The following is a 22,382-nucleotide window of genomic DNA, read 5'->3' on the forward strand; positions in this document are numbered from 1 at the left end:
CAAGTTTTATGGTTCTGTCCCCCTGTCGGCGGTATTGTCGGAGTTGTTCTGATAAGGCTGCCGGCAGGGGATTTTATGCTCAGGGGCGGATTTTCATGCAATTGCGCGGGGAGGGATTTTCTGATATACTGGGGGTTGTATCTTTATTATGGAAACAGAGAGGGTAAGGTCATGGCATTTGACGGTATTACAATTGCAAATATAAGGAAAGAACTTGACGAGGCGCTCACCGGGGGACGGGTTTATAAAATCGCGCAGCCTGAGCCTGATGAGCTTCTTCTTACGATTAAGAATAATGGAACGCAGCAGAGGGTCACGCTTTCTGCTTCCGCGTCCCTTCCTTTAATTTATCTGACGGATAAGAATAAAACCAGCCCCATGACGGCTCCGAATTTCTGTATGCTGCTGCGTAAGCATATTCAGAATGGGAAAATCATCAGTATCAGCCAGCCGGGCATGGAGCGTATTATTAATTTTGAAATTGAGCATCTAGATGAAATGGGGGATGTGTGCAGGAAGCTGCTGATTGTGGAGCTTATGGGAAAGCACAGCAATATTATTTTCTGTAATGATTCCGGGATTATCATTGACAGCATCAAGCATATTTCGGGACTTGTCAGCTCTGTGCGGGAGGTGCTTCCCGGGAAGGAATATTTTATTCCGCATACGCAGGATAAACTGAATCCGCTCACGGCTTCGGAGGAGGATTTTATGGACAGGGTATTTGCGGGCAGCATGCCTTGTTTTAAGGCGCTGTATTCCGGTTTTACGGGCCTGTCTCCGGCCATCGCCCATGAGATTTGCTACCGGGCGGGAGGGGATGCGGATCTTTCCACTGCAGCGCTGGATGAGGCGGGACGCAAGGCGCTTTACCGCGCTTTTTCTGAGATGATGGGGGATGTTCGCAGCGGGGACTTTTCTCCCTGCATCGTGTATGAAAACGGGGTTCCTGCTGAGTATGCTGCGCTGCGGCTGACCTCTTATCCTGAGGCGCAGAGAAAGGATTATGCTTCCATCAGTGCTCTTCTGGAGGATTATTATGCGGAAAAGAATACGATTACGCGGATTCGTCAGCGTTCCTCCGACCTGCGCCGGATCGTTTCCACAGCGCTTGAAAGGAATATTAAAAAATATGATCTGCAACTGAAGCAGATGAGGGATACGGAAAAGAAGGATAAATACCGCATTTATGGAGAGCTTCTGAATACCTATGGTTATGGGGTGGAGCCAGGGGCGAAGTCCATGACCGCCCTGAATTATTATACCAATGAGGATATTGTCATACCGCTGGATCCCATGCTGACAGCAGGGGAAAACGCAAAGAAGTATTTTGATAAGTACAACAAGCTGAAAAGAACCTTTGAGGCGCTCTCACAGCTGACGCTGGAGACAAAATCGGAAATCGACCATCTGGAATCGGTGAGCAATGCGCTTGATATTGCCCAGAAGGAAGAGGATTTGGTGCAGATCAAGGAGGAACTGATCGAGAGCGGGTATATCCGAAGAAAAGGCGGTTCGAAAAAAGTAAAAGTTACCAGCCGTCCCTTTCATTATGTAAGCAGCGATGGTTATGACATTTATGTCGGGAAGAACAATTATCAGAATGATGAGCTGACCTTCAGGTTCGCTTCCGGAAATGACTGGTGGTTCCACGCCAAGGGGATGCCTGGTTCCCATGTCGTGGTGAAATCCCGGGGCGACGAGCTTCCTGACAGCACCTTTGAAGATGCGGCCAGGCTGGCCGCCCATTATTCCAGGGGGCGCGGGCAGGAGAAGGTGGAAATCGATTATACGGAAAAAAAGAACGTGAAAAAGCCAGGCGGCGGTAAACCCGGCTTCGTTGTATACTATACCAATTATTCGATGATGATCGATTCGGATATCAGCGCGTTAAAACAAATTGAGTAAAAGGCAGGTCAGGATATTTATGAAGGAATTATGTAAGGCTTTGACACCGGAGGAAATTATGGCAGTTTATGATGCCTGGGGGCCGGAGCATTTCCCGGATTCAGAATTAAAGCCTCTTTCTTCGGTGAAAATGCTGCTGGAGCGTGGGCAATACTCCGGCTACGGCCTTTATGACGGATCCGCCGCAGCGGAGGGCGGCCTGCTCGGTTATGCCCTGCTGATGCATGATAAGGACAGGGAAAAGATGCTGCTGGATTATTATGCTTTTATGGAAGAGTATCGCTGCCGGGGGCTTGGCAGTGTATTTCTTCACGAAATCCAAAAGCAGAGCGATTTCCCGGGATGCTTTATTGAGTGTGAAGCGCCTGAAACTGCAGACTGCGCTGAGCAGAGGGAGCTTCGGGAAAGGCGGATTCGTTTTTATGAGAGAAACGGCGCAGTATTGACGCAGGTCAGAGCGCAGCTGTTCGGTGTTACCTACCGGATGCTTGTGTTATCTCCCCTGAAGGAAGAGCTGCACGGAGAAAATTGTGAAAAAACAGCATGTAAAAATGGCGGGAAAACAGGACTCCGGGAAACATTGCAGAAGGAGGCCTTCTGTGAGGGACAGTTTAATCAGGAGGCCTTTCTTGAAGCGCTTCGTGATTTCTATCTTTCTATTTATCCGATCTCCGTATTTGAAAAAAATTTTAGGCTGTGGATTCCGGAAAACTGATAATGCAACCGACGGAGCAATATTTAAAAAAAGCCATCCTGCACAGGCATCTGCCGCTGCAGGGTGGCTTTTTGGCTGAACCTGCTGCCGTTTTGGAAAGGCAGCCAGGTTTCCGGGGCGGCTTCGGATAACAATCAGCCGCTGTTAACATCTAAAGTATTTTACAGGGTTCCTGAAGTAAACAGGCCTTTAACGTGATCAACCTCTTCCTGGGATGCCTTTTGGGCAGGCACATAATAGGATTTCTCGCGTGCAATTTCATAGAGCTGTTCCTGTGACTGCTCACAGGTTGTGCGCATCTGCTTCAGTGCGCTTTTCAGTTCTTTGTTTTCTGTCTGGGGAATCATCTCCCCGAATCTTACCAGTTCGCCGTTAATGCTTGCCAGTGTATCAGATACCATTATTTTTTCCTGCATCATGGTCAGTTTTCCTCCTTACTGCAAAAATTTCATCAGCTGCTGTTTGTTTTCCATAGCGGACTTTGCGCCCTGTTCAAAGAACTGTTTTACCTTGGGGTCCTCCGCACAGGATGCGTATTCCTTCATCTTGCAGTGAGTAGTGTCATAACCGCCAATCAGATGGCGCAGGTTCTGAAGATCGAGTTCTGATAAATTTGCCATATCCATACCTCCATTCAATTTGCTTCTGCCTTTTTATTGTGCGCCGAACAGGGGTTGAATATGCAGGGAACTTTTTCTTTTTTTACAGTCCCAGCTCTTCAAAAGGAACCGTGATCTCAGTATAGCCAGCCGCATAGGGGGCGATTTCATAGGGTGTGGCATAAAAAACAACGCCGTCTTCACTGAAATAATAGTTGTCAATAAAATCCTTTTTGTTATTCAGTGTTTCTTCCGCATCCTCAAAGAAGCCTTCCGTATTGCCCTTTACCTGCTCCTGGAACAAGCCGCGTACCTTTTGGTTCAGTTCCTCTTCGGAAATGCTGATGAGGGAAGCCAGCGTGGTTTCCTTACCCGTTGTCTTGTCAAAGAGGTAGTTAGCCCGGCCAGGCATACCATGTGCGCCGCCTTCATAGCTGTAGGATTCCATGAAAACAGAAATCACACTGCCGCGGACCGTTACGCCTCCCACTGAAAAATCTTCTTCACTGGGCGGGACAGGCGGAAGCGTGGAGTCTTCCTGCGTTGAATTCTGTTCGGTTTCCAGCTCTGTCTGGTACTGGAGGGCAATGTTTACGATGGAATCCTTATCGTTTTCATAATAGTCCAGTTTATCATCAGCCCATTCTTTAAAAAATGCGTTGATATTCTTTTCTCCTTCGGTATCGCCTTCAAACACAGGGTAGGCCAGCTTGACTGTGCACGCAAGCGTTCCATTGTCTGTCGTCCATTCTTTTTCCAGGGACTCCACATGGTAAGAGTAATCTCCGGCCTTAATGCTGGCTCCATTTGCGGAAGCTGCTTCTGTGCTTTCTGTCTGTGTACCTTCCGTCTGTGTGCCCTCCTGCTCTGTCTGGCCAGTGCTCTCCTGGGCTGTGCTTTCCTGAGCGGCGCTTCCGGTCTCGGTCTGGCTCTGCGCTGCATTATCCCCGTCTGTGCCGCTGCAGCCTGCAAGGAGCAGCGCCGCAGTCAAAGCAAAACATGCAAATTTTTTCATAATTTCTTCCTCTCTTTGAATTATTTTATCTTTAGCCTTCCCTGTGAGGGGAATTTTAAACGTACAAAAACCATCCGGCACAGGATTTTTACTCCTGTGTCAGATGGTTTCCCCCCTGTGTTCTTATCTATGCAGCTTTCATCAGCCGATGAGCCAGTCATACATCTCCTGGTATTTCTTGGCGGATACCTGCCAGGAATAATCGATTGCCATTCCGCGGTCAATGATCTTATTCCATTCTCTCTTTTTGTCGTAATAAATGCGTTCCGCATACCGGACGGTCCCCAGCATTTCATGGGCATTGTAGTTCATGAAACTGAAGCCGGTTCCTGTGCTTTCAAATTCGTTATATGCCTGTACGGTATCCTTCAGGCCGCCGGTTTCCCTGACAATGGGCACGGTGCCGTAGCGCAGGGCAATCAGCTGGCTGAGTCCGCAGGGCTCAAACAGGGAAGGCATAAGGAAGGCATCGCAGGAAGCGTAAACTCTGTGGGATACAGCTTCCGAATAGTAGATCTGGGCGGATACTTTGCCCGGGTATTTCCATGCGAAATGGCGGAACATGTTCTCATACTGTTCTTCCCCGGTACCAAGCACCATAAGCTGAACGTTATCCTGGCACAGCTCATCCATGACATAGGCTACCAGGTCAAAGCCCTTCTGGTCGGTCAGTCTGGATACTACGCCGATCAGCATGGCCTTGTCATCCTGATCCAGTCCGAAGTCTGCCTGGAGCGCCCGTTTATTTTTAATTTTTTCTTTTCTGAAATTCACCGCATTAAAGTGATGGGTGATGAATTTATCTGTTTCCGGATTGTATTCGTCGTAGTCAATGCCGTTGACAATACCTCTGAGATCGCCGCTGCGCGCACGCATCAGGCCATCCAGCCCTTCTCCGTAAAAGGGAGTCTTGATTTCTTCCGCATAGGTATCGCTTACGGTGGTTATCGCGTCCGCATAGACAAGGCCACCTTTGAGAAGGTTGGCATCCTTGTAGGCCTCCAGCTTATCAGGGGTGAAAAAGGACATGGGTAAGCCAGTTATGTCCTGCACCTCCTTAATGCTCCATTTTCCCTGGAATTTCAGGTTATGGATGGTCATGGCCGTCTTGATTCCACGGTAGAAATCGCTTCCCTGGAAGCGTTCATGCAGATATACGGGAATCAGTCCGGTCTGCCAGTCGTGGCAATGGATTAAATCCGGGCGGAAGTCGATGACAGGCAGTATGGAAAGCGCAGCCTTGGAAAAGAATGCAAATTTCTCGATTTCAAACAGGGCGTTGTCACCGTAGGGCTTAAAGCCGTTAAAATAATATTCATTATCTATAAAGTAATATTTCACGCCGTCCATTTCCGCTTCCAGAATGCCCACATACTGATTCTGCCAGTGGAAATCCATATAGAAATGCGTTCTGTAATTCAGTCTGTCCTTCATTTCCTGGGACATGCATACATATTTGGGCAAGATCACGCGTACGTCATAATACTCTTTATCGATACATTTGGGCAGGGAACCTACTACGTCTGCCAGGCCGCCCGTCTTAATGAACGGTACGCCTTCCGAAGCCACAAATAAAATTTTCTTCATTCCGAATCCTCCCGTAATTTCTTAATACCTTCCCTAGATAGGTTTACAAATATTATACATCATTACGGCATTTAATAAAAGATTAATTTTTATATTGAAGCCTTATTTTGTCTGCAATGAGGGCAATAAACTCGGAATTGGTGGGTTTTCCCTTACCTGTGTTGATTGTGTAGCCGAACAGAGAGTCCAGAGTTTCCATTTTTCCTCTGCTCCATGCAACCTCAATGGCATGTCTGATGGCGCGTTCCACGCGGCTGGGTGTTGTCTGGTATTTCTTGGCGATTGTGGGGTAGAGGATTTTGGTAATGGAATTGAGCATTTCGATGTCCTCCACCGACATCATTATAGCTTCACGCAGGTATTGATAGCCTTTGATATGGGCAGGTACGCCGATTTCATGTATCATGTCCGTTACGTCTTTTTCCAGGTTATGGGTTACGGCCGGTTGGTCTGCCGTCTCTTCTTCCCTGGGCATAAAGTCGGATGCTGATGAAGCGCCGGATGCCGGTACGGTTATCATAATCTGGAATTCTTTATTGGTTTTCATAAGATCCGTGAGAATCTGTACCACTCTTTCGTTGTCTTTCCCTGTATTCATGCGTAACTGTTCCATATATGTCCTCCATTCCAACAGAAATCTTTTTCTTTCTGTCTCTTCCTGCATTTATTATATAAGAATGACAATTTATGGCAACCTTCTTTCATCGCAGAAAAGGCGGGGTTTCGTGGGGATTCGGGGTAAATCGCGCGGAGGGAGGGCGAAAGAAGGCGAAAATGGGGGAAAATGGGCGATGGATGGGTGGGGGAGATGGAGGAAAATGGGGGGAAATGTTAAAATTTAGGGGATAATTAGGGGGCAGATAGTGGGGGAGGGAGGGAGAAGGGATAATAAGCGGGGGGCCGCCGTGGCAGCCTTGGAATTGCGGGCAATTCCAAGGCTGTGGGGCTTCGCCCCATAAAATACAAGTGGAGAGGGCCTTATTGAGCTAGCTCAATAAGGCCCTCTCCACTTGTATTTTGCACGGCTCATTGGAGGAGCATGTTTTCAATAAATATCCCAAATCCTCTTGTGGGGTCCTGGACGAGGACGTGGGTTACGGCGCCTATTAGTTTTCCGTCTTGTATGATTGGGCTTCCGCTCATCCCCTGGACGATTCCTCCGGTGGTTTCCAGGAGGGTTTTGTCGGTGATTTGCAGTTCGATTCCTCTGTTTATATTATCATGGTCCAGGTGGACTGATGTAATTTTTACGTCGTAGAGCTGGGGGGCGCCTCCTACGCTGCAGAGGATCTGGGCGGGGCCCAGGTCTACTTCCTGTTTCAGGCCGATGGGCATGGCCTGTGTGGTGATGTGGGAGGCGGCGGATTCGTTTAGTTCCCCGAATATGCCTTCCACGGTGTTGGCCTCGATTGTTCCCATTTTGTTGCTTTCCTTGTAGTCTATGACTCCGGTAAGCTCTCCCGGGGTGCCGTTCTCTCCTTTGGTTATGGATACAATCTCGGTGGTGTACAGGCTTCCGTTTTTCAGATTCATAAGCGTGGCTGTGTCCATATCGTTGATTCCATGGCCCAGCGCCCCAAAAGAGTTGTTTTCATCCAGGTAGGTGAGCGTCCCCACGCCCTGGGCGTTGTCCCGTATCCAAATGCCCAGCTTGTACTCTCCGTCCTGGTTGCGTTCGGGCCTGACCTTTAAGTCAAATTCCTGGTCTTCCCTGAGGATGGTTAATACCAGCTCCTCTCCATTGCTTTCTTCTATCTGCCGCATAAAGGCGGCTTTCCCTTCTACCTCCCGTCCGTTTACCTTGAGGATATAGTCTCCTTCCTTTAAAAGGTGGCCCACCGGTTCCTTCGCCTGTCCGTCGTCTCCGGTAAAATCCCCTGTGGCAATCACCAGGATTCCTTCGGTTTTTACATAAATTCCGATGGGGATTCCCGCAGGTATCAGTGTCTTGTCGTTGATTACTTGAACGTTTACCGTTTTAAAAGGAATGAGGCCGAACAGCTTCAGATCCATGGTATAGGTCTCAATGTCCTCCGCATAGAGGGTGAGAGGCTCCGCCAGGTCCACGGAGAGGGTTTTCGTCTCCCTGGCATCGACCGCAGCATTCATGCCTGTAACGGGGATGGCTCCATCCTCTGTTTCAGCCGGAGCTTTGTAAAGTTTTCCGGATACCGGAACATTAAGGTCAAGATCCTGCCGGATACCCGCCCGGATATGAATAGCGCCGGGTATTTTTTCCCATATGAGAATCATCCAGCATATAAATAAAGCTGTGATTGAGCCGATCAGCAGCACATATAAAAACAGTCGGTATTTTTCTCTTCTTTCCAATTTTCCACATCCTTCCTGCCGTATATTCCCGCAGTAAGCCAGCCGGCCTGATGGATCTTTTCATCATCAGAAGGGCCGGTGCAGATACCAGGCAGCCTGCCGCCAGGTATCAGACTTCGCTTAAAGCAGGTACAGTGTCTTTGCGTCACAGTTTTTTTCATCTGTAAAACAAAGAAAAGGACATACACGTTACATGTACGTCCTTTCTAGTATGTGACAAATGGTTCAAGATAATTTAGTATTGTTTTGTATTTGCTGCCATTTCTTTCAATTCCCTGGCATTGGCGAGCGAGCTTTCCGTAATGGTATCTGAGCCAAGCATACGGGCAAGCTCGTCTAAAATAGCGTCCCCGCGGATTTCGGCAATGGCGGTAACGGTACTTTCTTCCATGGATTTTTTTTCAATTACAAAATGGTTGTCGGCCATGGCGGCAATCTGTGGAAGGTGGGTAATGCAGATAACCTGGCGGGTTTTGCCAAGAAGCGCCAGCTTCTGTGATACCTTCCATGCGGTTTTGCCGCTGATTCCGGTGTCTATTTCATCGAAAATAAAAGTGTCCTTATCTTCCTGGCCTGCCGTAACCGTTTTTAACGCCAGCATAATACGCGACAGCTCACCGCCGCTGGCTACGCTGGCAAGCGGTCTGCGGGGTTCGCCGGGATTGGTGGAGATCATAAAGGCTGCATCGTCCCAGCCGTCGGGGCCAATGCCCTCCTTTTTCTCCAGAGCCACGCTGAAATCCACCTGGTTGAAATTCAGGTCCAAAAGGGCGTCTATCAGCAGGGCAGACAGCTTCTTGCCCGCGTCTTTCCTGATTTTCGTGGCCCTTGCGCACAGCTTTTCCAGGCCGGCACGGGCCAGCTTTAATTCCTTTTCCAGTTTTTCCCGGTAAGCATCGGCATCCAGGAGCCGTTCCATCTCTTCCTGCTTCTGCTGTTGGTATTGAAAGATTTCTTCTATTGTGGATCCATATTTATCCTTCAGCCGGTTGATTATGTTCAGCCGTTCCTCAATCTGTAAAAATAAGTTCTGGTCAAACTCCAAATCGGACAGGTAATCGGATACAATCCTGTTGAAATCATTGAGCAGGCCGTCGATATCCGTCAGCATGCCTGCCATTTCCTCCAGGGAGGTATCGAAGGCGCTTACACTGTTCAGTTCCCGAAGGGCGCGTCCGGCAGCGCCGCCTGCGCCGCAGTCCGACTCATAGCCGGTGAGGGAATGTACGTTATTCAGCACCTCCGCAATTTTGCGGCTGTTACTCATTTTCCGGTAGCTGTTTTCCAGCTCCTCATCCTCGCCTTCCTTTAAAGAAGCGCTTTCGATTTCTTCCAGTTCAAAGCGGGCCAGGGAAAGCTCCCGTTCCTTTTCCCTTTCATCCAGATTGGTTTCCTTCAGCTGTTCCTGAAGTTTTCTGTAAATATGATATTTCTCTTTTATTTCTTTTTTTATACCGGTAATTTCTTCCCCGGCAAAATCATCCAGAATTTCCAAATGTTTTTTTGACTGCAGCAGCTGCTGGGAATCATGCTGTCCGTGGATATCGATGAGGACGCCGGAAAGCTCCTTCAAAAGCTTGGCATTCACCGTTTCGCCGTTTACCTTGCTGATACTGCGCTGGGGCATGATACGGCGCTGCAGAATGACCAGGCCGTCCTCTTCCACCGGGATGTCCAGCTTCTTCACCCGTTCCAGCTGTCCTTCCTTTTCCAGATGGAAAACCAGCTCGATCAGGGCATAATCGGCTCCTGTCCTGATCAGATCGCGATCGCCCCGGCCTCCCAGCGCGAGCCCCACAGAACCTATAATGATGGATTTTCCTGCGCCGGTTTCACCTGTCAGGATGTTCAGACGGGGCCCGAAATACACCTCGGTCTCCTGAATCAATGCCAGATTTTTAACATGTAGGCTTACTAACATCTTTACTTCTCCTATTGCTCCTTCCGAACGCTTCCCGGCGGGTTCCCCATTCCTGCCCGGCATTGTCTTGCGGCCGCATTTACTTTTCCAGGATTTCCCTGATTTTATCCATCACGATTCTGGTGTCCTCCACACTGCGCACCGCCATCATGATCGTATCGTCTCCTGCAATGCTTCCCACGATTTCCCTGAATTTCATGGCGTCCACAGCCGCAGCCACCGCCATGGCCATACCGGAAACCGTCTTAATTACGAGAATATTCTGAGCCATATCCATAGAAACGAAGCCGTCCCTGAGCACTCTTACATATTTATCCCAGAGATGGCTGTCGTCCTGACGCAGCACCACGTATTTCTGCCTGCCGTTTCCCGCCGGGACCTTGGATAAATGCAGCTGCCTGATATCCCTGGAAACGGTGGCCTGGGTAACCGTAAAGCCGGCTTCCCGCAGTCTGTCCGCCAGTTCTTCCTGGGTCTCTATTTCACTGTTTTCTATTAATTCCACAATTTTCTCATGTCTGCTTTGTTTCATCGGCCTACTCACTCATCTTTCTATGTAAACGCTCCAGGAAACTCAGTTCGCTCAATTTCATAATGGAGGTGGTCTTATCGCTGCGGGTTACCTTAAGCCGGTCCCCGGATTTGAGGATCAGGCAGCGGCTGCCGTCAAAGTTCACCTCTACCTCCTGCTCCTGCCCGGACTGCCTTTCACCGATTTCCACCACAACCTCGTCCTCCGCCCGCAGAATTATGCTTCTGGTATTCAACGTATGAGGACAGATGGGTGTAAGGAGGATCAGACTTGCTCCCGGTTCCACGATGGGGCCGCCGGCCGACATATTGTAGCCGGTGGAGCCGGTGGGAGTTGCAATGACAATGCCATCCGCACCGTAGCTGTTTAGCACCTGGCCGTTTACCCAGATACGGAACTGTATGATCTGCAGCGGGCCTCTTCTTGTGATGGTCACATCGTTGAGCGCATGCACCTGGGCCGTTTCCCCGCTGCCGTCCTCACGGAGCACCCGCCCCGACAGCATCATGCGTTCTTCAATGGTATATTCCTCCCGTAGAAGCTTTTCCAGCGCCAGATCAAGCGCTAAAGGCTCCACCTCGGCAAGGTATCCCACAGTGCCCAGGTTTACGCCCAGAAGGGGGATTCCGCTGGCCGCCGTCTCCCGCGCCGCCTTGAGCATGGTGCCGTCCCCGCCCAGAACGATCATGCAGTCGGAACGGTATGTATCCCCGCCTTCCTTCAGACGGATCTGCTCCTCCGTTTCGTTATCCGCACAAATTATGCAGGCGGCACCTCTTTCCTCCAGATATTTACGGATGTAGTAGGTGACCTTCAGTCCCGGGTCTTTCGGTCTGTTTGTCATGATAATATAATGTTTGCCGCACCCTATACCCATTTCCTGTTACCCCTGTTTTCCATCCTTTTCCAGAGCCTCATGCGCCTGCTCCACGATATTGCGTATGTTTTCCTTCCATTCCTGCTTTGCACACAGATCTGCGCCTTCCGCCTGCACCCCGGCCAGCATGCGTTCCGCTTCATGCTCCGTAAGCGAGATGATTTCTTCCGGCAGCGCCGTCTTTTTTTCCAGGAAAACCAGATACTCGATATTTCCTTCCGGCCCTTTCACCGGAGAATAGGTCAGTCCCTGTACACTGAAGCCGGTAAGGTCTGCAAAATCAATGACCTTGGCAATGACCTCCCGGTGTATCTCAGGTTCCCGTACCACTCCCTTTTTTCCCACCTTATCCCTGCCCGCCTCAAACTGGGGCTTGATAAGACATACCATGCGCCCGCTCTCTTTAAGCAGGTTTCTGGCGGGAATCAGTATTTTGGTCAGGGAAATAAAGGAAACGTCCACCGAGGCAAAATCCAGTGCATCCTGAATATCCGAGGGCACCATATAACGGAAATTGGTCTTTTCCATGCATACCACGCGTTCATCATTCCTCAGCTTCCAGGCGAGCTGTCCGTGGCCCACGTCCACGGAGTATACCTTAGCAGCCCCGCTTTGCAGCATGCAGTCGGTAAAGCCGCCGGTGGAAGCGCCGATATCCATGCATACGCTGCCGGCCAGGGTGATGGGAAAGCACTGCATGGCTTTCTCCAGCTTCAGACCGCCTCTGCTCACATATTTCAATGGATTTTCTTTTACCGTTATCACTGCCGCCTCATCAAAAACAGAGCCGGCCTTATCCTCCCGCTGTCCGGCAACAAACACATTGCCGGACATGATGATGGCCTTCGCCTTTTCCCGGGAGGGCGCCAGCCCCTGTTTTACCAGAAGCACATCCAATCGTTCCTTCATCAGTTCTCCCCTAACTCTTCATGAATCCTTTTTAATATGGATTCACTGTCTATTCCTATTTCCTGCTTCAAAAGCTCCACATTGCCGTGCTCCACATACTCATCGGGAATGGCAATGGAGAGGACGCGCACCTTAAGGCCGCACTCGTCAACAAAGGTGCGGACACGCTCGCCGAAGCCGCCGCTTTCCACATTTTCCTCCATAGTAACCAACAGGCTGTGGGTATGGGACAGCTTACGGATCATTTCTTCATCAATGGGCTTTACGAACCTGGCGTTAACAAGGGTACAGAACCGGCCCTGCCTTTTCAGGCTGCCATAGACCTCTTCCCCTGTTTTTACCATGCTCCCCACCGCCAGGAGGGCGATATCCTTTTCTTCATATATCATTTCGCTGCGGCCGTATTCAATGGGAGCCCGGAAACCGGACAGGCCGTCATAGGCCTCTCCTCTGGGATAACGCAGCGCAATCGGCCCCTGGAAGGCCACCGCAAACTTCAGCATATCGGATAGCTCCCATTTATTCTTGGGCGCCATGATATGCATATTGGGAATGGAGGACAGATAGGACAGGTCGAAAATACCCTGATGGGTTTCCCCGTCGCTGCCCACCAGCCCCGCTCTGTCTATGGCAAATACCACCGGCAGATTCTGGATGCAGACGTCGTGGAGAATCTGATCATAAGCCCTTTGCAGGAAAGAGGAATAAACCGCCACCACCGGACGCAGGCCTCCCGCAGCAAGCCCCGCGGCAAAGGTCACCGCATGCTGTTCTGCAATCCCCACATCAAAAAAGCGGTCCGGATAGGCATGGCTGAAGCGTTTCAGCCCGGTTCCGTCCGGCATGGCCGCCGTAATCGCCACTATTTTTTCATTCCGCTGGCCCTGCTTAATCATGACTGTGGAAAAAATATCCGTATAATTGGCCTTCATTTTCTTCTTCAGCGGCACGCCTGTGGCAACGTCAAAGGGCTCCGCTCCATGAAAACGGGCGGGATGGTTCTCCGCCGGCGCATAGCCCTTGCCCTTTTTGGTGAGTACATGGATCATGACAGCATTTTTTCTGCGTTTTGCCTCATTGATTACGCGGATCAGGGAATTGGTGTCATGGCCGTCCACCGGCCCCAGATAGGTAATGCCCATATCCTCAAAAAACATGCCGGGGATTACAAGCTGCTTTAAGCTGTTCTTGGCGCGGCGGATGCCGGCAACCACCGGTTCGCCGTATTTGGTGTTGCGGATGGCGTCGTAGATGCCGTCCTTCACATCCAGATAGGCGTTTGAGGTACGGATATTGTTCAGATATTTGGATACGCCGCCCACATTTTCGGATATGGACATGTTGTTGTCATTTAAAATAATGATAAAATTCGTTTCCAGCCGGGCCGCGTTGTTCAGTGCTTCATAAGCCATGCCCCCCGTGAGGGAGCCGTCGCCGATTACCGAAACAATGGTGTGGTTTTCCCCCTGGAGATCCCTGGCCTTGACAAGTCCCAGGCCCGCAGAGATGGAGGTGGAGCTGTGCCCCGTATCAAAGCTGTCACAGTCGCTTTCCTTCCGCTTGGGGAAGCCGCTCATGCCGCCGTACTTGCGCAGGGTTTCAAAGCCCTCCCGCCTTCCGGTGAGCAGCTTGTGGGTGTAGGACTGATGTCCCACATCCCAGATGATTTTATCCTCAGGAAGGTTCAGGGCCAGGTGAAGGGCCATGGTAAGCTCCACCGCGCCCAGGTTGGATCCCAGATGGCCTCCCGTCACACTTATTTTATTGACGAGAAACTCCCGGATTTCCGCCGCCAGCGCCTGATAGTCCCTTGGGTTTATATTTTTGATGTCATTTTCTTTTTGTATCTGATCGAGAAGCATAATAGGATGCCCCCTTCTATTTTTTTCTGGTAATGAGATCTTCCACCAGCTTTTCCAGGAAATCATTACGCCGTGTATCTGCCTGCGGCATTCCTTCCTGTGCTGCAACGCAGGCCAGGCCGGCAATGGCTTCCTCGGAAAGCCTGCGCACCTGTTCTGCGGATTTCTCCATTCCGTTCAGGGATACATAGGTTACCTTATGGTTTTTCAGATCGCTTCCGGTCTGCTTGCCCAAAACCTCCAGGCTGCTCGTCAGATCCAGAATATCATCCTGTATCTGGAAGGCAAGGCCGATATTGGAGCCTATCCGTTCCAGCGCCTCAAGCTGCCCGTCCGCAGCACCGGCCAGGACAGCGCCGATCATCATGGAGCTTTGGATCAGGGCCGCAGTTTTATTTTCATGGATAAAAAGGAGAAGCTCCTGTGTCACCTGCTCCTCCGGCAGCTCTTCCGCTTCCGTATCCGCTGTCTGTCCGCCGATCATGCCGTAAATTCCGGCCTTCCCCGCGAGAATGGACATGGCTTTGGCGCACCGGTTAAGTCCGTCGATGCTCTGACCGGCCTCCGGCATGTTAAAGGCTTTACAGGCGGTTTCAAAGGCATAATTTAAAAGGGCGTCTCCGGCCAGGACAGCCATGCCTTCCCCATAAACCGCATGGGTGGTCTTCCTGCCTCTCCGGTATTCATCATTATCCATGCAGGGCAGATCGTCATGCACCAGGGAATAGGTATGAATCATTTCAATTGCAGCCATAAAAGGCTCTACCAGGCGGCCTTTTCCGCCAAACAGCCGGAAGACTTCCTGCATCAGCATGGGGCGCAGACGCTTTCCGCCGGCAAGCACACTGTAGTTCATGGCTTCCAGCACTGTTTTCTGGTACCCTTCCTCTGCCGGAAGGTATTGTCTGAGTATCGCTTCAATCCCCGACACTCTTTCCTGCAGCTCGGCTTCAAAATTCATCCAGTCCGCCCTCCTCGTTCAGCATCATTACCTTCTTTTCCACCTTATCTATCTTATCATTGCATATTTTCAGCAAATCCATTCCTTTTTTATACGCCTGGAAGGAATCCTCCAGCGTTATTTCCTCATCCTCAAGGGTTCGGGTAATATCGTCAAGGAGGATAAAAGCCTCTTCCAAAGAAGGGCCGGCTTCCTGTTTTTCATCCTTCAACTCTTCCGGTTTCATGCTTCCAATACTCCTTTCTCCTGCTTCCATTTTTCCTTGTCTACCACCTGGGCCTCTATCCGGCCGTTTTTCACATGAACGGTCAGACGGTCGCCTACCCGGACATGATCCACATCGGATACTGTTTTCCCTTTCTCATCCGACACATAGGAAAAGCCCTGATTCAGCTTGTCCAGAGGGGAAAGGCCCTTCAGCTTTTCCGTATATAGGCCGAGCAGGTAGCGTTTTTCCCTGATATGACGCTGCATCAGCGCCGAGAGCTGTTCCTCCATGCGCATGGCAAGAGTCCGTTTTTCCCTGATCTGGCTGGCCGGGCTTAAGTACTGCAGCTTCGTCTGCGCCTGTTTCACCCTGGACCGTTCCCTGTCCAGGCGGGTTAACATCCTGCGGGTTAAGTCCCCTTTGCAGGAATCCAGCACCGCTTCCAGCTGGCGGACATCATATACGGCCAACTCCGCTGCCGCCGAAGGCGTGGGCGCGCGTAAATCCGATACAAAATCAATAATTGTCGTATCCGTCTCATGTCCCACTGCGGAAATAATGGGAACGCTGCAGTCAAACACGGCCTGGGCCACGGCTTCTTCATTAAAGGCCCACAGGTCTTCAATGGATCCGCCGCCGCGTCCCACAATCATCACATCCACACCCAGCTGCTCCAGCGCATGGATCCCCTGGATGATGCTGGCCGCCGCCTGTTCTCCCTGTACGATTGCGGGGTAGAGGATAATCCGTACATACGGATTCCTCCGGCGTGTGATATTGATAATATCCTGCACAGCTGCCCCGGTAGGCGCTGTTACCACCCCCAGGGTCCTGATGTATTTGGGCACAGGCTGTTTATACTCCGGGGCAAAAAGCCCCCGCTGGGCCAGTTCTTTTTTCAGCCGCTCAAATTTCTCATATAAATAACCGGCTCCGTCCAGGATAATCTCCCTGGCATAGAGCTGGTATTTTCCATCCCGTTCATAAACCTCGACGCTTCCGCCCACTACCACCTGCTGGCCTTCTTCCATGCGGAATTTAAGGCCGCTGCGGTTTCCCGCAAACATGACGCAGGCAATCGTGCCCCTGGCATCCTTGATTGTAAAATAAATATGCCCGGAAGAATGATACTTGCAGTTGCTCACTTCTCCCTTGACATAAATATTCTGCAGCATGAAATCCTGTGAAAACATGTTCTTGATATAAGAATTCACCTGCGCTACAGTATATACATTTCTCACTTGGTTTCCTCTATACAAACCGGGCAAGCACGCCGTTTACAAATCCGGAGGATTCATCCTGCCCAAATTTCTTGGCCAGCTCCACGGCTTCGTTAATTGCCACGCTGTCCGGCACCTCTTCGTCAAATTTAATCTCATAAACAGCCAGGCGGATGATGGTAAGATCCACCTTCCCCATTCTGGAGGTCGTCCAGCCCCTGGCCGTCGTATTTATCATTTCATCAATTTCAGGAAGCTTTTCCTGGATTTTATCAAATTTCCCCTGGATATAGGCGATATCCTTCTCGGGGATGCCGTTCTCCTCATCTTCAAAGAAAAGCGCGCACTGCTCCGGCATCTCTTCCTTCTGATTGAATTCCACACGGAACAGCAGCTTGAATATCTGTTCCCTCTGTTCTCTTCTGCCCATTGTTTCCTCAATTCCGCCGTTATCCGGCTTTCTCTAGTGCGCGGCCATACCTGTCCGTACGTCCGCATATATATGCAGGCCTTCCTGCCGCCCTGCACTTATGCCGGAAGTGCCTTTCGGATTCCGAAAGGCACCTGCCGTTATTCCCTCTCTTTTCTTCTGCCGGAGCCCGGCATGCGATTGCGGGAAGCATTTATCGAATATCCGCAGCAGTTAGGACATCCAGGCCGCCACGTCCTCCGGTATCAGTTGCCCGGCTCCATATTCACATTGACAATGCGGATATTTACATCGGTCACTGTAAGCCCTGTCATATTCTCAATGGCATTCTTTACCTTTTCCTGTACCTTTGAGCAGGTTTCCGGAATGTTGTAGCCGTATTCCAGAGACAGCGCCAGATCCGCCTTCACCGTATTACCCGTCACCTGTACTTTAACGCCTTTGGTCAGGTTCTTCACGCCGACCTTTCCTATCAGTTCATTGGTAATATTGCCTGCCATGGCGGACACACCTTCCACTTCCGTCGCCGCAAGGGATGTGATCATGGCCACAACCTCGTCCGCTATCTGCACGGAGCCAATGCTGTCATCTCCCTGCAGAACAAATGTATTTCTATTGCTGTCTTTCCTTGTATCTTTTTCCATAAGGCTGCCTCCTTTATTCCTATAACACTGATTATAACAAAATCCTGTATCTTTGCAAAGTCTTTTTATGCGGGTAGCTTGCTTGTAACTGTCCGGTTCCCTCACAGTTACTGTCAAAATCTGTCCCAAATCGTCTTTGGAAATGGATTTTGGCGCTCCTGGATCACTTTCTTACGGTTATTCCAGCCAGAAGCTGAGAGTGTATTGTTCCGGGGTGTCTACGTAGGCGGCGGATGAACCGCCGTTTTTCAGGTAGGTAAAAATTTCCTGGTCATCCAGGAGCTTCTGTTTCATTTGCCGGTAGATATCGGCGTCAGCGCATTTCAGGGTTACCATTCCCTTTTGTTCTTCATAGCCCCGGGCGAAGAGCCGGGCGAGTTTATCTTCGTCCACAGTGTCAAAGTAGGCGTTCTCCCGCACGTAATAGTTGTCCTTCATGGCAGTGCAGTCGGGCAGCGGGAAAAAGTTGTCTATGGTATGGGTGCGCAGGAGCTGCTGTGTGGTGACGAGGAGGTAGTCGTAGTTGACGCTGGGGCGTTTTTTGCCCTGCCAGGCGGGGTCGTCATCTCCCATGAGGTAGAAGGCATCTCCCCATGTGGGATCCGCATAATACCATTCACCGTCGGATTGGACCAGGTCCCAGGCATGGGCTTCCCCGTTCTTCACTTCGCCGGTAACCAGCACTGCCGGAATATCCACGCGGCTGCAGAGGAGCTGGAATGCCTTTGCATAGCCCTGGCAGACGGATTCTCCATAGAGGAAAACGGAGCAGACGGTCTGGTTTTCCGGGGAATCCAGTCTGTAATCCGTATGTTCTATCATGTAATCGTAGATGTACTTGATTTTCTGATAGTCATCCATTCCGCTATGTATGCCGGAAAGCGCGGTTTCTATGTAGGCTTCTATTCCTTTTTTTCTTTGTTCGGCTTCCGCCTGCGTCAGGGTGTAGCGGGCGGTAAATGTGATCTTATGGATTTCCTCTCCCAGGGTGTGTTTGGTATAAGTATACCCATCCACGTAAAAAATTTCGGGATGATCCGCTAAAACACTGTTGAAAACCGGCTCCAGCAGTTCAGGCTTTAATGTGGTAAGCTCCGTTTCCTGAGAGAAGCCTGTGATGGACTGCAGCATCTGGAGATAGAGGGATTTTTCTTCTTCGTCCAGAAGGCTGTAGGCATAGCCGGTTTCAGCGGGCTGCGCAGGCCGCACCCCCTCGGCAGTCCGGTCGGTTCCGTTTTCCTGCGTTCCCTGGGGCTCAGGTTCTGCGGTTTCCTGCATTGTTCCGGCGTTTTGTCCGCCGGATGCGCCGTCCGGCCGGGATTCCTGAAGGGAGAGGGTTTCCCCGTCCTGTCCGGCTATCTGTGTTTCCTGCTGCGCTTTTCTGAGGGACGCAAGGTCCGGAAGCCGGCCCTCCCATGCCCAATAGGCTGTCAGAAGAATCAGAAGAACCAGAATGACTACTACGGTTTTGGAAAATTTCTTCATACTGCATGACTCCTGTCCATTGTGGCCGTTTTGGCTGTTGTCACTTTCCCGTTCCGCCCTTTTTTGGCGTTTTGTCGTGCCGTAGTCCTTTTTATAGCAGAATTGCCCAGGCTGTCTTAAGCCGTTGCTTTTTTATCAGTTGCGGCCGAATTCGGTTAAAATCAGGCCTTTATTTCTGTCTAATGTCATCCCTACGCTCCATTCATTTACGAAAAGGAGCAGCGGGTTGCCTCTCATATCCTTAACCTTCTTCATGTCGGAGGTTCCGGTCAGCTTGTCCAAATCGATTTCGTCCTTATTTTCTATCCAGCGGATATATTCATAGGGAAGGGGTTCCAGCCTGATTTCCACATTATATTCATTGTTGAGCCGGTATTTAAGCACATCGAACTGCAGGACGCCTACCACGCCTACAATAATCTCTTCCATACCGGTATTGTATTCCTGAAAAATCTGGATGGCGCCTTCCTGGGCGATCTGGTTAATTCCCTTCACGAACTGCTTCCGCTTCATGGTATCCACCTGGCGCACCCTGGCAAAATGCTCTGGCGCAAAGGTAGGAATGCCTTCGTAGGCAAAGCTTTCCTTCGGCATGCAGAGGGTATCCCCGATGGAAAAAATACCGGGGTCAAATACGCCGATAATATCGCCGGCATAGGCTTCCTCCAGGATTTTCCGTTCGCTGGCCATGATCTGCTGGGGCTGGGAAAGGCGCATTATCTTCCCGCCCTGCACATGCTTTACTTCCATGCTGGCCTCGAACTTGCCGGAGCATATACGCATGAACGCGATTCTGTCACGGTGGGCTTTATTCATATTGGCCTGGATTTTAAATACAAAGGCGGAAAAATTATTTTCCACAGGATCGATAAGTCCCGTATCCGCCCTTCTGGGGAGAGGGGTGGTGGTCATTTCCAGGAAATGCTGCAAAAAGATTTCCACACCGAAGTTGGTCAGGGCTGATCCGAAAAATACGGGGGTCAGTTCCCCCTTCTGTACTTCTTCCAAATCAAATTCCGCGCTGGCGCCGTCAAGAAGCTCGATTTCCTCTAACAGCTTGTCCATTGCTTCCTGACCGATGCAGTCGCGGAGCCTGTCTTCCTCCTCCAGAGGAATTTCCATGGCTTCGCCTTCCCTGGTTCCTTTTTCCGTATCGGAATAGATGATCACACAGCGTTTATCCCGGTCGAAAATTCCTTTGAAGCCTTTTCCTGATCCAATCGGCCAGTTTTTGGGGCAGGTTGCAATGCCCAGCTCTTTTTCGATTTCATCCAGAAGATCAAAGGTATCATTGGCATCCCGGTCCATTTTGTTGATAAATGTGAAGATGGGGATTTTACGCATGACGCAGACCTTAAAAAGCTTTCTTGTCTGTGCCTCAACACCCTTGGAGCCGTCAATTACCATGACGGCGGAATCCGCAGCCATCAGGGTACGGTAGGTGTCCTCGGAGAAATCCTGGTGTCCGGGGGTATCAAGAATATTGATGCAGTATCCGTCATATTCAAACTGTAATACGGAGGAGGTGACGGAAATACCTCTCTCCTTTTCTATTTCCATCCAGTCGGAAACAGCGTGTCTGGCGGTTGCCTTGCCTTTTACGCTTCCGGCCAGGTTAATGGCTCCTCCGTAGAGCAGGAATTTTTCGGTCAGGGTCGTTTTTCCGGCATCGGGATGGGATATAATTGCAAAAGTCCTTCTTCTGTTGATTTCCTGTGTCAGGTTGCTCACTTTTTTCTTTCCTCCAAAACGTTATGTTAAGCCGGAAATCCCGGCATTATTTATGCGGTATATCATTCCTCCATGGCAAGTCGGAACAGGCATGCTGGCAGCGGGAATGAATTTCAGACATGCGCTAGTGGGGAAGCATGCTTTTTGCTTCAAATTCGGGGGTGATTCCGAAATAATCAAGAACCGTGGCGCCGATGTCCGCGAAGGTGCTTCTGGTTCCCAGGTTGCGGGGCGCAATCCTCTTTCCATATAAAAGGAAGGGAGTGTATTCCCTGGAATGGTCTGTGGAGACGGTATAGCCGGGGTCGCAGCCGTGGTCGGCTGTGATCATGAGCAGATCGTCCTCCTGCATTTTGCCGAGGATTTCGGGAAGGCGCTCATCAAAATAGGTGAGGGCTCTGGCGTAGCCGTCAATGTCGTTGCGGTGGCCGTAAAGCATGTCATAGTCAACCAGGTTGATAAAGCAGAGGCCTTCAAACTCTTTGTCCATATAGGCAAGGGTTTTGTTGATGCCGTCTTCGTTTCCCTGGGTGTAGGTATATTCGGTAAGGCCTTTTCCTGCAAAAATGTCGTGTATTTTGCCAACGCCGATGACGTCTTTGCCGTTGTCCCTGAGCTGATCCAGCATATCCACGGACGGCGGCTCTATTGAAAAGTCATGGCGGCCTGTGGTTCTGGTATAGCTGCCGCTGTTTCCGGTAAAGGGGCGGGCGATGACACGGCCCACACCATGTTCCCCGGTGAGGATCTGGCGGGCAATGCGGCAGTATTCGTAGAGGGTCTCGGGAGGGACAATGTCTTCATGGGCCGCTATCTGGAACACGCTGTCGGCTGAGGTGTAGACAATGAGCTTCCCGGTCCTGACGTGTTCGTCTCCGTAATCCCGGATTACGTCAGTTCCTGAGTAGGGCTTATTGCAGAGGATACCGCGGCCGGTACGGCGGGTGAATTCATCAAGAAGCTCTGCGGGAAAACCGTCAGGGTAGGTGGGAAGGGGACGGCCTGAATAGATGCCTGCGATTTCCCAGTGGCCGATGGTGGTGTCTTTGCCTTTGGAGGCTTCCTGCATGCGGGCTACTGTGGCAAGGGGGGCATCTGTGCCTGAATGCCAGTCGATTCCTTCTATATTAAAGAGTCCCAGCTTTTCCATGTTGGGCATATGAAAAAAGGGGCTGGAGGCGGCGCTTTTGAGCGTGTTGGTGCCGGCGTCGCCGTATTCGGGGGCGTCGGGTTCTGCGCCGATGCCTACGCTGTCAAGGACGAAAAGGAAGATTCTTTTCATGGGGGTGGGCTCCTTTCAAAAAAGATGTAAGGGATAAGGGATAAGGGCGGGGGATCGGGGGGCGGACGGGCAGAACCCAGAGAACACGAGTGTTCTCTGGGTCGCTTCGCTCGCCAGATGGATACGAAAGAGGGACCGGGCCTGCAAGCAGCCCGGTCCCTCTTT

The 22,382-nt window shown here is 50.7% G+C and carries 20 protein-coding genes and 1 pseudogene; 2 read left to right on the plus strand and 19 right to left on the minus strand.

Going from position 1 to position 22,382, the window contains the following annotated elements:
- The first annotated feature begins 171 nt into the window (after positions 1-171).
- Complete coding sequence (locus DXC51_RS19445; protein ID WP_035322035.1) at positions 172-1,908, plus strand: Rqc2 family fibronectin-binding protein; 1,737 nt, start codon at positions 172-174, stop codon at positions 1,906-1,908.
- A 58-nt stretch (positions 1,909-1,966) separates the two neighbouring features.
- A complete protein-coding gene (locus tag DXC51_RS19450) occupies positions 1,967-2,623 on the plus strand; it encodes a GNAT family N-acetyltransferase (RefSeq protein WP_147332381.1) in 657 nt (218 codons plus the stop codon).
- 161 nt (positions 2,624-2,784) lie between these two features.
- On the opposite strand, the gene DXC51_RS19455 is transcribed toward DXC51_RS19450, so the two are convergent.
- The 19 genes and pseudogenes from DXC51_RS19455 to DXC51_RS19550 form a co-directional block, all read right to left on the minus strand.
- Positions 2,785-3,039 (minus strand): spore coat protein, encoded by a 255-nt coding sequence (locus DXC51_RS19455; RefSeq protein WP_025491129.1) that lies wholly within the window; start codon positions 3,037-3,039, stop codon positions 2,785-2,787.
- 18 nt (positions 3,040-3,057) lie between these two features.
- Positions 3,058-3,243, minus strand: coding sequence for a hypothetical protein (locus DXC51_RS19460; protein WP_025491128.1), 186 nt, complete (start codon positions 3,241-3,243; stop codon positions 3,058-3,060).
- Between the two features lie 82 nt (positions 3,244-3,325).
- Positions 3,326-4,237 (minus strand): DUF3298 and DUF4163 domain-containing protein, encoded by a 912-nt coding sequence (locus DXC51_RS19465; protein WP_055725899.1) that lies wholly within the window; start codon positions 4,235-4,237, stop codon positions 3,326-3,328.
- A gap of 141 nt (positions 4,238-4,378) precedes the next feature.
- Entirely contained in the window at positions 4,379-5,824 is a 1,446-nt protein-coding gene (gene glgA / locus DXC51_RS19470; protein ID WP_021636689.1) for a glycogen synthase GlgA, read from the minus strand.
- A gap of 82 nt (positions 5,825-5,906) precedes the next feature.
- A pseudogene (gene spo0A / locus DXC51_RS19475) lies at positions 5,907-6,269 on the minus strand (sporulation transcription factor Spo0A); the annotation flags it as partial.
- Between the two features lie 581 nt (positions 6,270-6,850).
- Complete coding sequence (gene spoIVB, locus DXC51_RS19480; protein ID WP_243003234.1) at positions 6,851-8,155, minus strand: SpoIVB peptidase; 1,305 nt, start codon at positions 8,153-8,155, stop codon at positions 6,851-6,853.
- 235 nt (positions 8,156-8,390) lie between these two features.
- Positions 8,391-10,076 carry a DNA repair protein RecN gene (recN, locus tag DXC51_RS19490; protein ID WP_035321653.1) on the minus strand — a complete coding sequence of 562 codons (1,686 nt, stop codon included), beginning with the start codon at positions 10,074-10,076 and terminating at the stop codon, positions 8,391-8,393.
- A gap of 79 nt (positions 10,077-10,155) precedes the next feature.
- A complete protein-coding gene (gene argR, locus DXC51_RS19495) occupies positions 10,156-10,608 on the minus strand; it encodes an arginine repressor (RefSeq protein ID WP_021635774.1) in 453 nt (150 codons plus the stop codon).
- Positions 10,609-10,612: 4 nt separating this feature from the next.
- Positions 10,613-11,485 (minus strand): NAD(+)/NADH kinase, encoded by an 873-nt coding sequence (locus tag DXC51_RS19500; RefSeq protein ID WP_021635773.1) that lies wholly within the window; start codon positions 11,483-11,485, stop codon positions 10,613-10,615.
- 6 nt (positions 11,486-11,491) lie between these two features.
- Entirely contained in the window at positions 11,492-12,394 is a 903-nt protein-coding gene (locus DXC51_RS19505) for a TlyA family RNA methyltransferase (RefSeq protein WP_021635772.1), read from the minus strand.
- Entirely contained in the window at positions 12,394-14,256 is a 1,863-nt protein-coding gene (dxs, locus tag DXC51_RS19510; protein WP_021635771.1) for a 1-deoxy-D-xylulose-5-phosphate synthase, read from the minus strand. Before dxs ends, DXC51_RS19505 begins: the two co-directional genes overlap by 1 nt.
- 16 nt (positions 14,257-14,272) lie before the next feature.
- Entirely contained in the window at positions 14,273-15,217 is a 945-nt protein-coding gene (locus DXC51_RS19515) for a polyprenyl synthetase family protein (RefSeq protein WP_021635770.1), read from the minus strand.
- Positions 15,207-15,443 carry an exodeoxyribonuclease VII small subunit gene (gene xseB, locus DXC51_RS19520; RefSeq protein WP_021635769.1) on the minus strand — a complete coding sequence of 79 codons (237 nt, stop codon included), beginning with the start codon at positions 15,441-15,443 and terminating at the stop codon, positions 15,207-15,209. The genes DXC51_RS19515 and xseB overlap by 11 nt, the downstream gene beginning before the upstream one ends.
- The gene (gene xseA, locus DXC51_RS19525) at positions 15,440-16,666 is read right to left on the minus strand and encodes an exodeoxyribonuclease VII large subunit (RefSeq protein WP_035321651.1); all 1,227 of its coding nucleotides are present in this window, start codon (positions 16,664-16,666) and stop codon (positions 15,440-15,442) included. Before xseA ends, xseB begins: the two co-directional genes overlap by 4 nt.
- A gap of 10 nt (positions 16,667-16,676) precedes the next feature.
- Complete coding sequence (gene nusB, locus DXC51_RS19530; protein WP_021635767.1) at positions 16,677-17,075, minus strand: transcription antitermination factor NusB; 399 nt, start codon at positions 17,073-17,075, stop codon at positions 16,677-16,679.
- Between the two features lie 245 nt (positions 17,076-17,320).
- Positions 17,321-17,719, minus strand: coding sequence for an Asp23/Gls24 family envelope stress response protein (locus DXC51_RS19535; RefSeq protein ID WP_021635765.1), 399 nt, complete (start codon positions 17,717-17,719; stop codon positions 17,321-17,323).
- A gap of 177 nt (positions 17,720-17,896) precedes the next feature.
- Complete coding sequence (locus DXC51_RS19540) at positions 17,897-19,204, minus strand: transglutaminase domain-containing protein (protein ID WP_021635764.1); 1,308 nt, start codon at positions 19,202-19,204, stop codon at positions 17,897-17,899.
- Between the two features lie 135 nt (positions 19,205-19,339).
- Positions 19,340-20,935, minus strand: coding sequence for a peptide chain release factor 3 (locus tag DXC51_RS19545; RefSeq protein WP_021635763.1), 1,596 nt, complete (start codon positions 20,933-20,935; stop codon positions 19,340-19,342).
- Between the two features lie 124 nt (positions 20,936-21,059).
- Positions 21,060-22,217 (minus strand): phosphopentomutase, encoded by a 1,158-nt coding sequence (locus tag DXC51_RS19550; protein WP_035321650.1) that lies wholly within the window; start codon positions 22,215-22,217, stop codon positions 21,060-21,062.
- Positions 22,218-22,382: the final 165 nt, after the last annotated feature.

Source organism: Eisenbergiella massiliensis, from assembly GCF_003435485.1.

Bases quoted from the DNA above. Each gene is read 5' to 3' on its own strand.
- DXC51_RS19445 (WP_035322035.1), top strand. From the start codon at position 172: ATGGCATTTGACGGTATTACAATTGCAAATATAAGGAAAGAACTTGAC.
- DXC51_RS19450 (WP_147332381.1), top strand. From the start codon at position 1,967: ATGGCAGTTTATGATGCCTGGGGGCCGGAGCATTTCCCGGATTCAGAA.
- DXC51_RS19455 (WP_025491129.1), bottom strand. From the start codon at position 3,039: ATGCAGGAAAAAATAATGGTATCTGATACACTGGCAAGCATTAACGGC.
- DXC51_RS19460 (WP_025491128.1), bottom strand. From the start codon at position 3,243: ATGGCAAATTTATCAGAACTCGATCTTCAGAACCTGCGCCATCTGATT.
- DXC51_RS19465 (WP_055725899.1), bottom strand. From the start codon at position 4,237: ATGAAAAAATTTGCATGTTTTGCTTTGACTGCGGCGCTGCTCCTTGCA.
- glgA (WP_021636689.1), bottom strand. From the start codon at position 5,824: ATGAAGAAAATTTTATTTGTGGCTTCGGAAGGCGTACCGTTCATTAAG.
- recN (WP_035321653.1), bottom strand. From the start codon at position 10,076: ATGTTAGTAAGCCTACATGTTAAAAATCTGGCATTGATTCAGGAGACC.
- argR (WP_021635774.1), bottom strand. From the start codon at position 10,608: ATGAAACAAAGCAGACATGAGAAAATTGTGGAATTAATAGAAAACAGT.
- DXC51_RS19500 (WP_021635773.1), bottom strand. From the start codon at position 11,485: ATGGGTATAGGGTGCGGCAAACATTATATTATCATGACAAACAGACCG.
- DXC51_RS19505 (WP_021635772.1), bottom strand. From the start codon at position 12,394: ATGAAGGAACGATTGGATGTGCTTCTGGTAAAACAGGGGCTGGCGCCC.
- dxs (WP_021635771.1), bottom strand. From the start codon at position 14,256: ATGCTTCTCGATCAGATACAAAAAGAAAATGACATCAAAAATATAAAC.
- DXC51_RS19515 (WP_021635770.1), bottom strand. From the start codon at position 15,217: ATGAATTTTGAAGCCGAGCTGCAGGAAAGAGTGTCGGGGATTGAAGCG.
- xseB (WP_021635769.1), bottom strand. From the start codon at position 15,443: ATGAAACCGGAAGAGTTGAAGGATGAAAAACAGGAAGCCGGCCCTTCT.
- nusB (WP_021635767.1), bottom strand. From the start codon at position 17,075: ATGGGCAGAAGAGAACAGAGGGAACAGATATTCAAGCTGCTGTTCCGT.
- DXC51_RS19535 (WP_021635765.1), bottom strand. From the start codon at position 17,719: ATGGAAAAAGATACAAGGAAAGACAGCAATAGAAATACATTTGTTCTG.
- DXC51_RS19540 (WP_021635764.1), bottom strand. From the start codon at position 19,204: ATGAAGAAATTTTCCAAAACCGTAGTAGTCATTCTGGTTCTTCTGATT.
- DXC51_RS19550 (WP_035321650.1), bottom strand. From the start codon at position 22,217: ATGAAAAGAATCTTCCTTTTCGTCCTTGACAGCGTAGGCATCGGCGCA.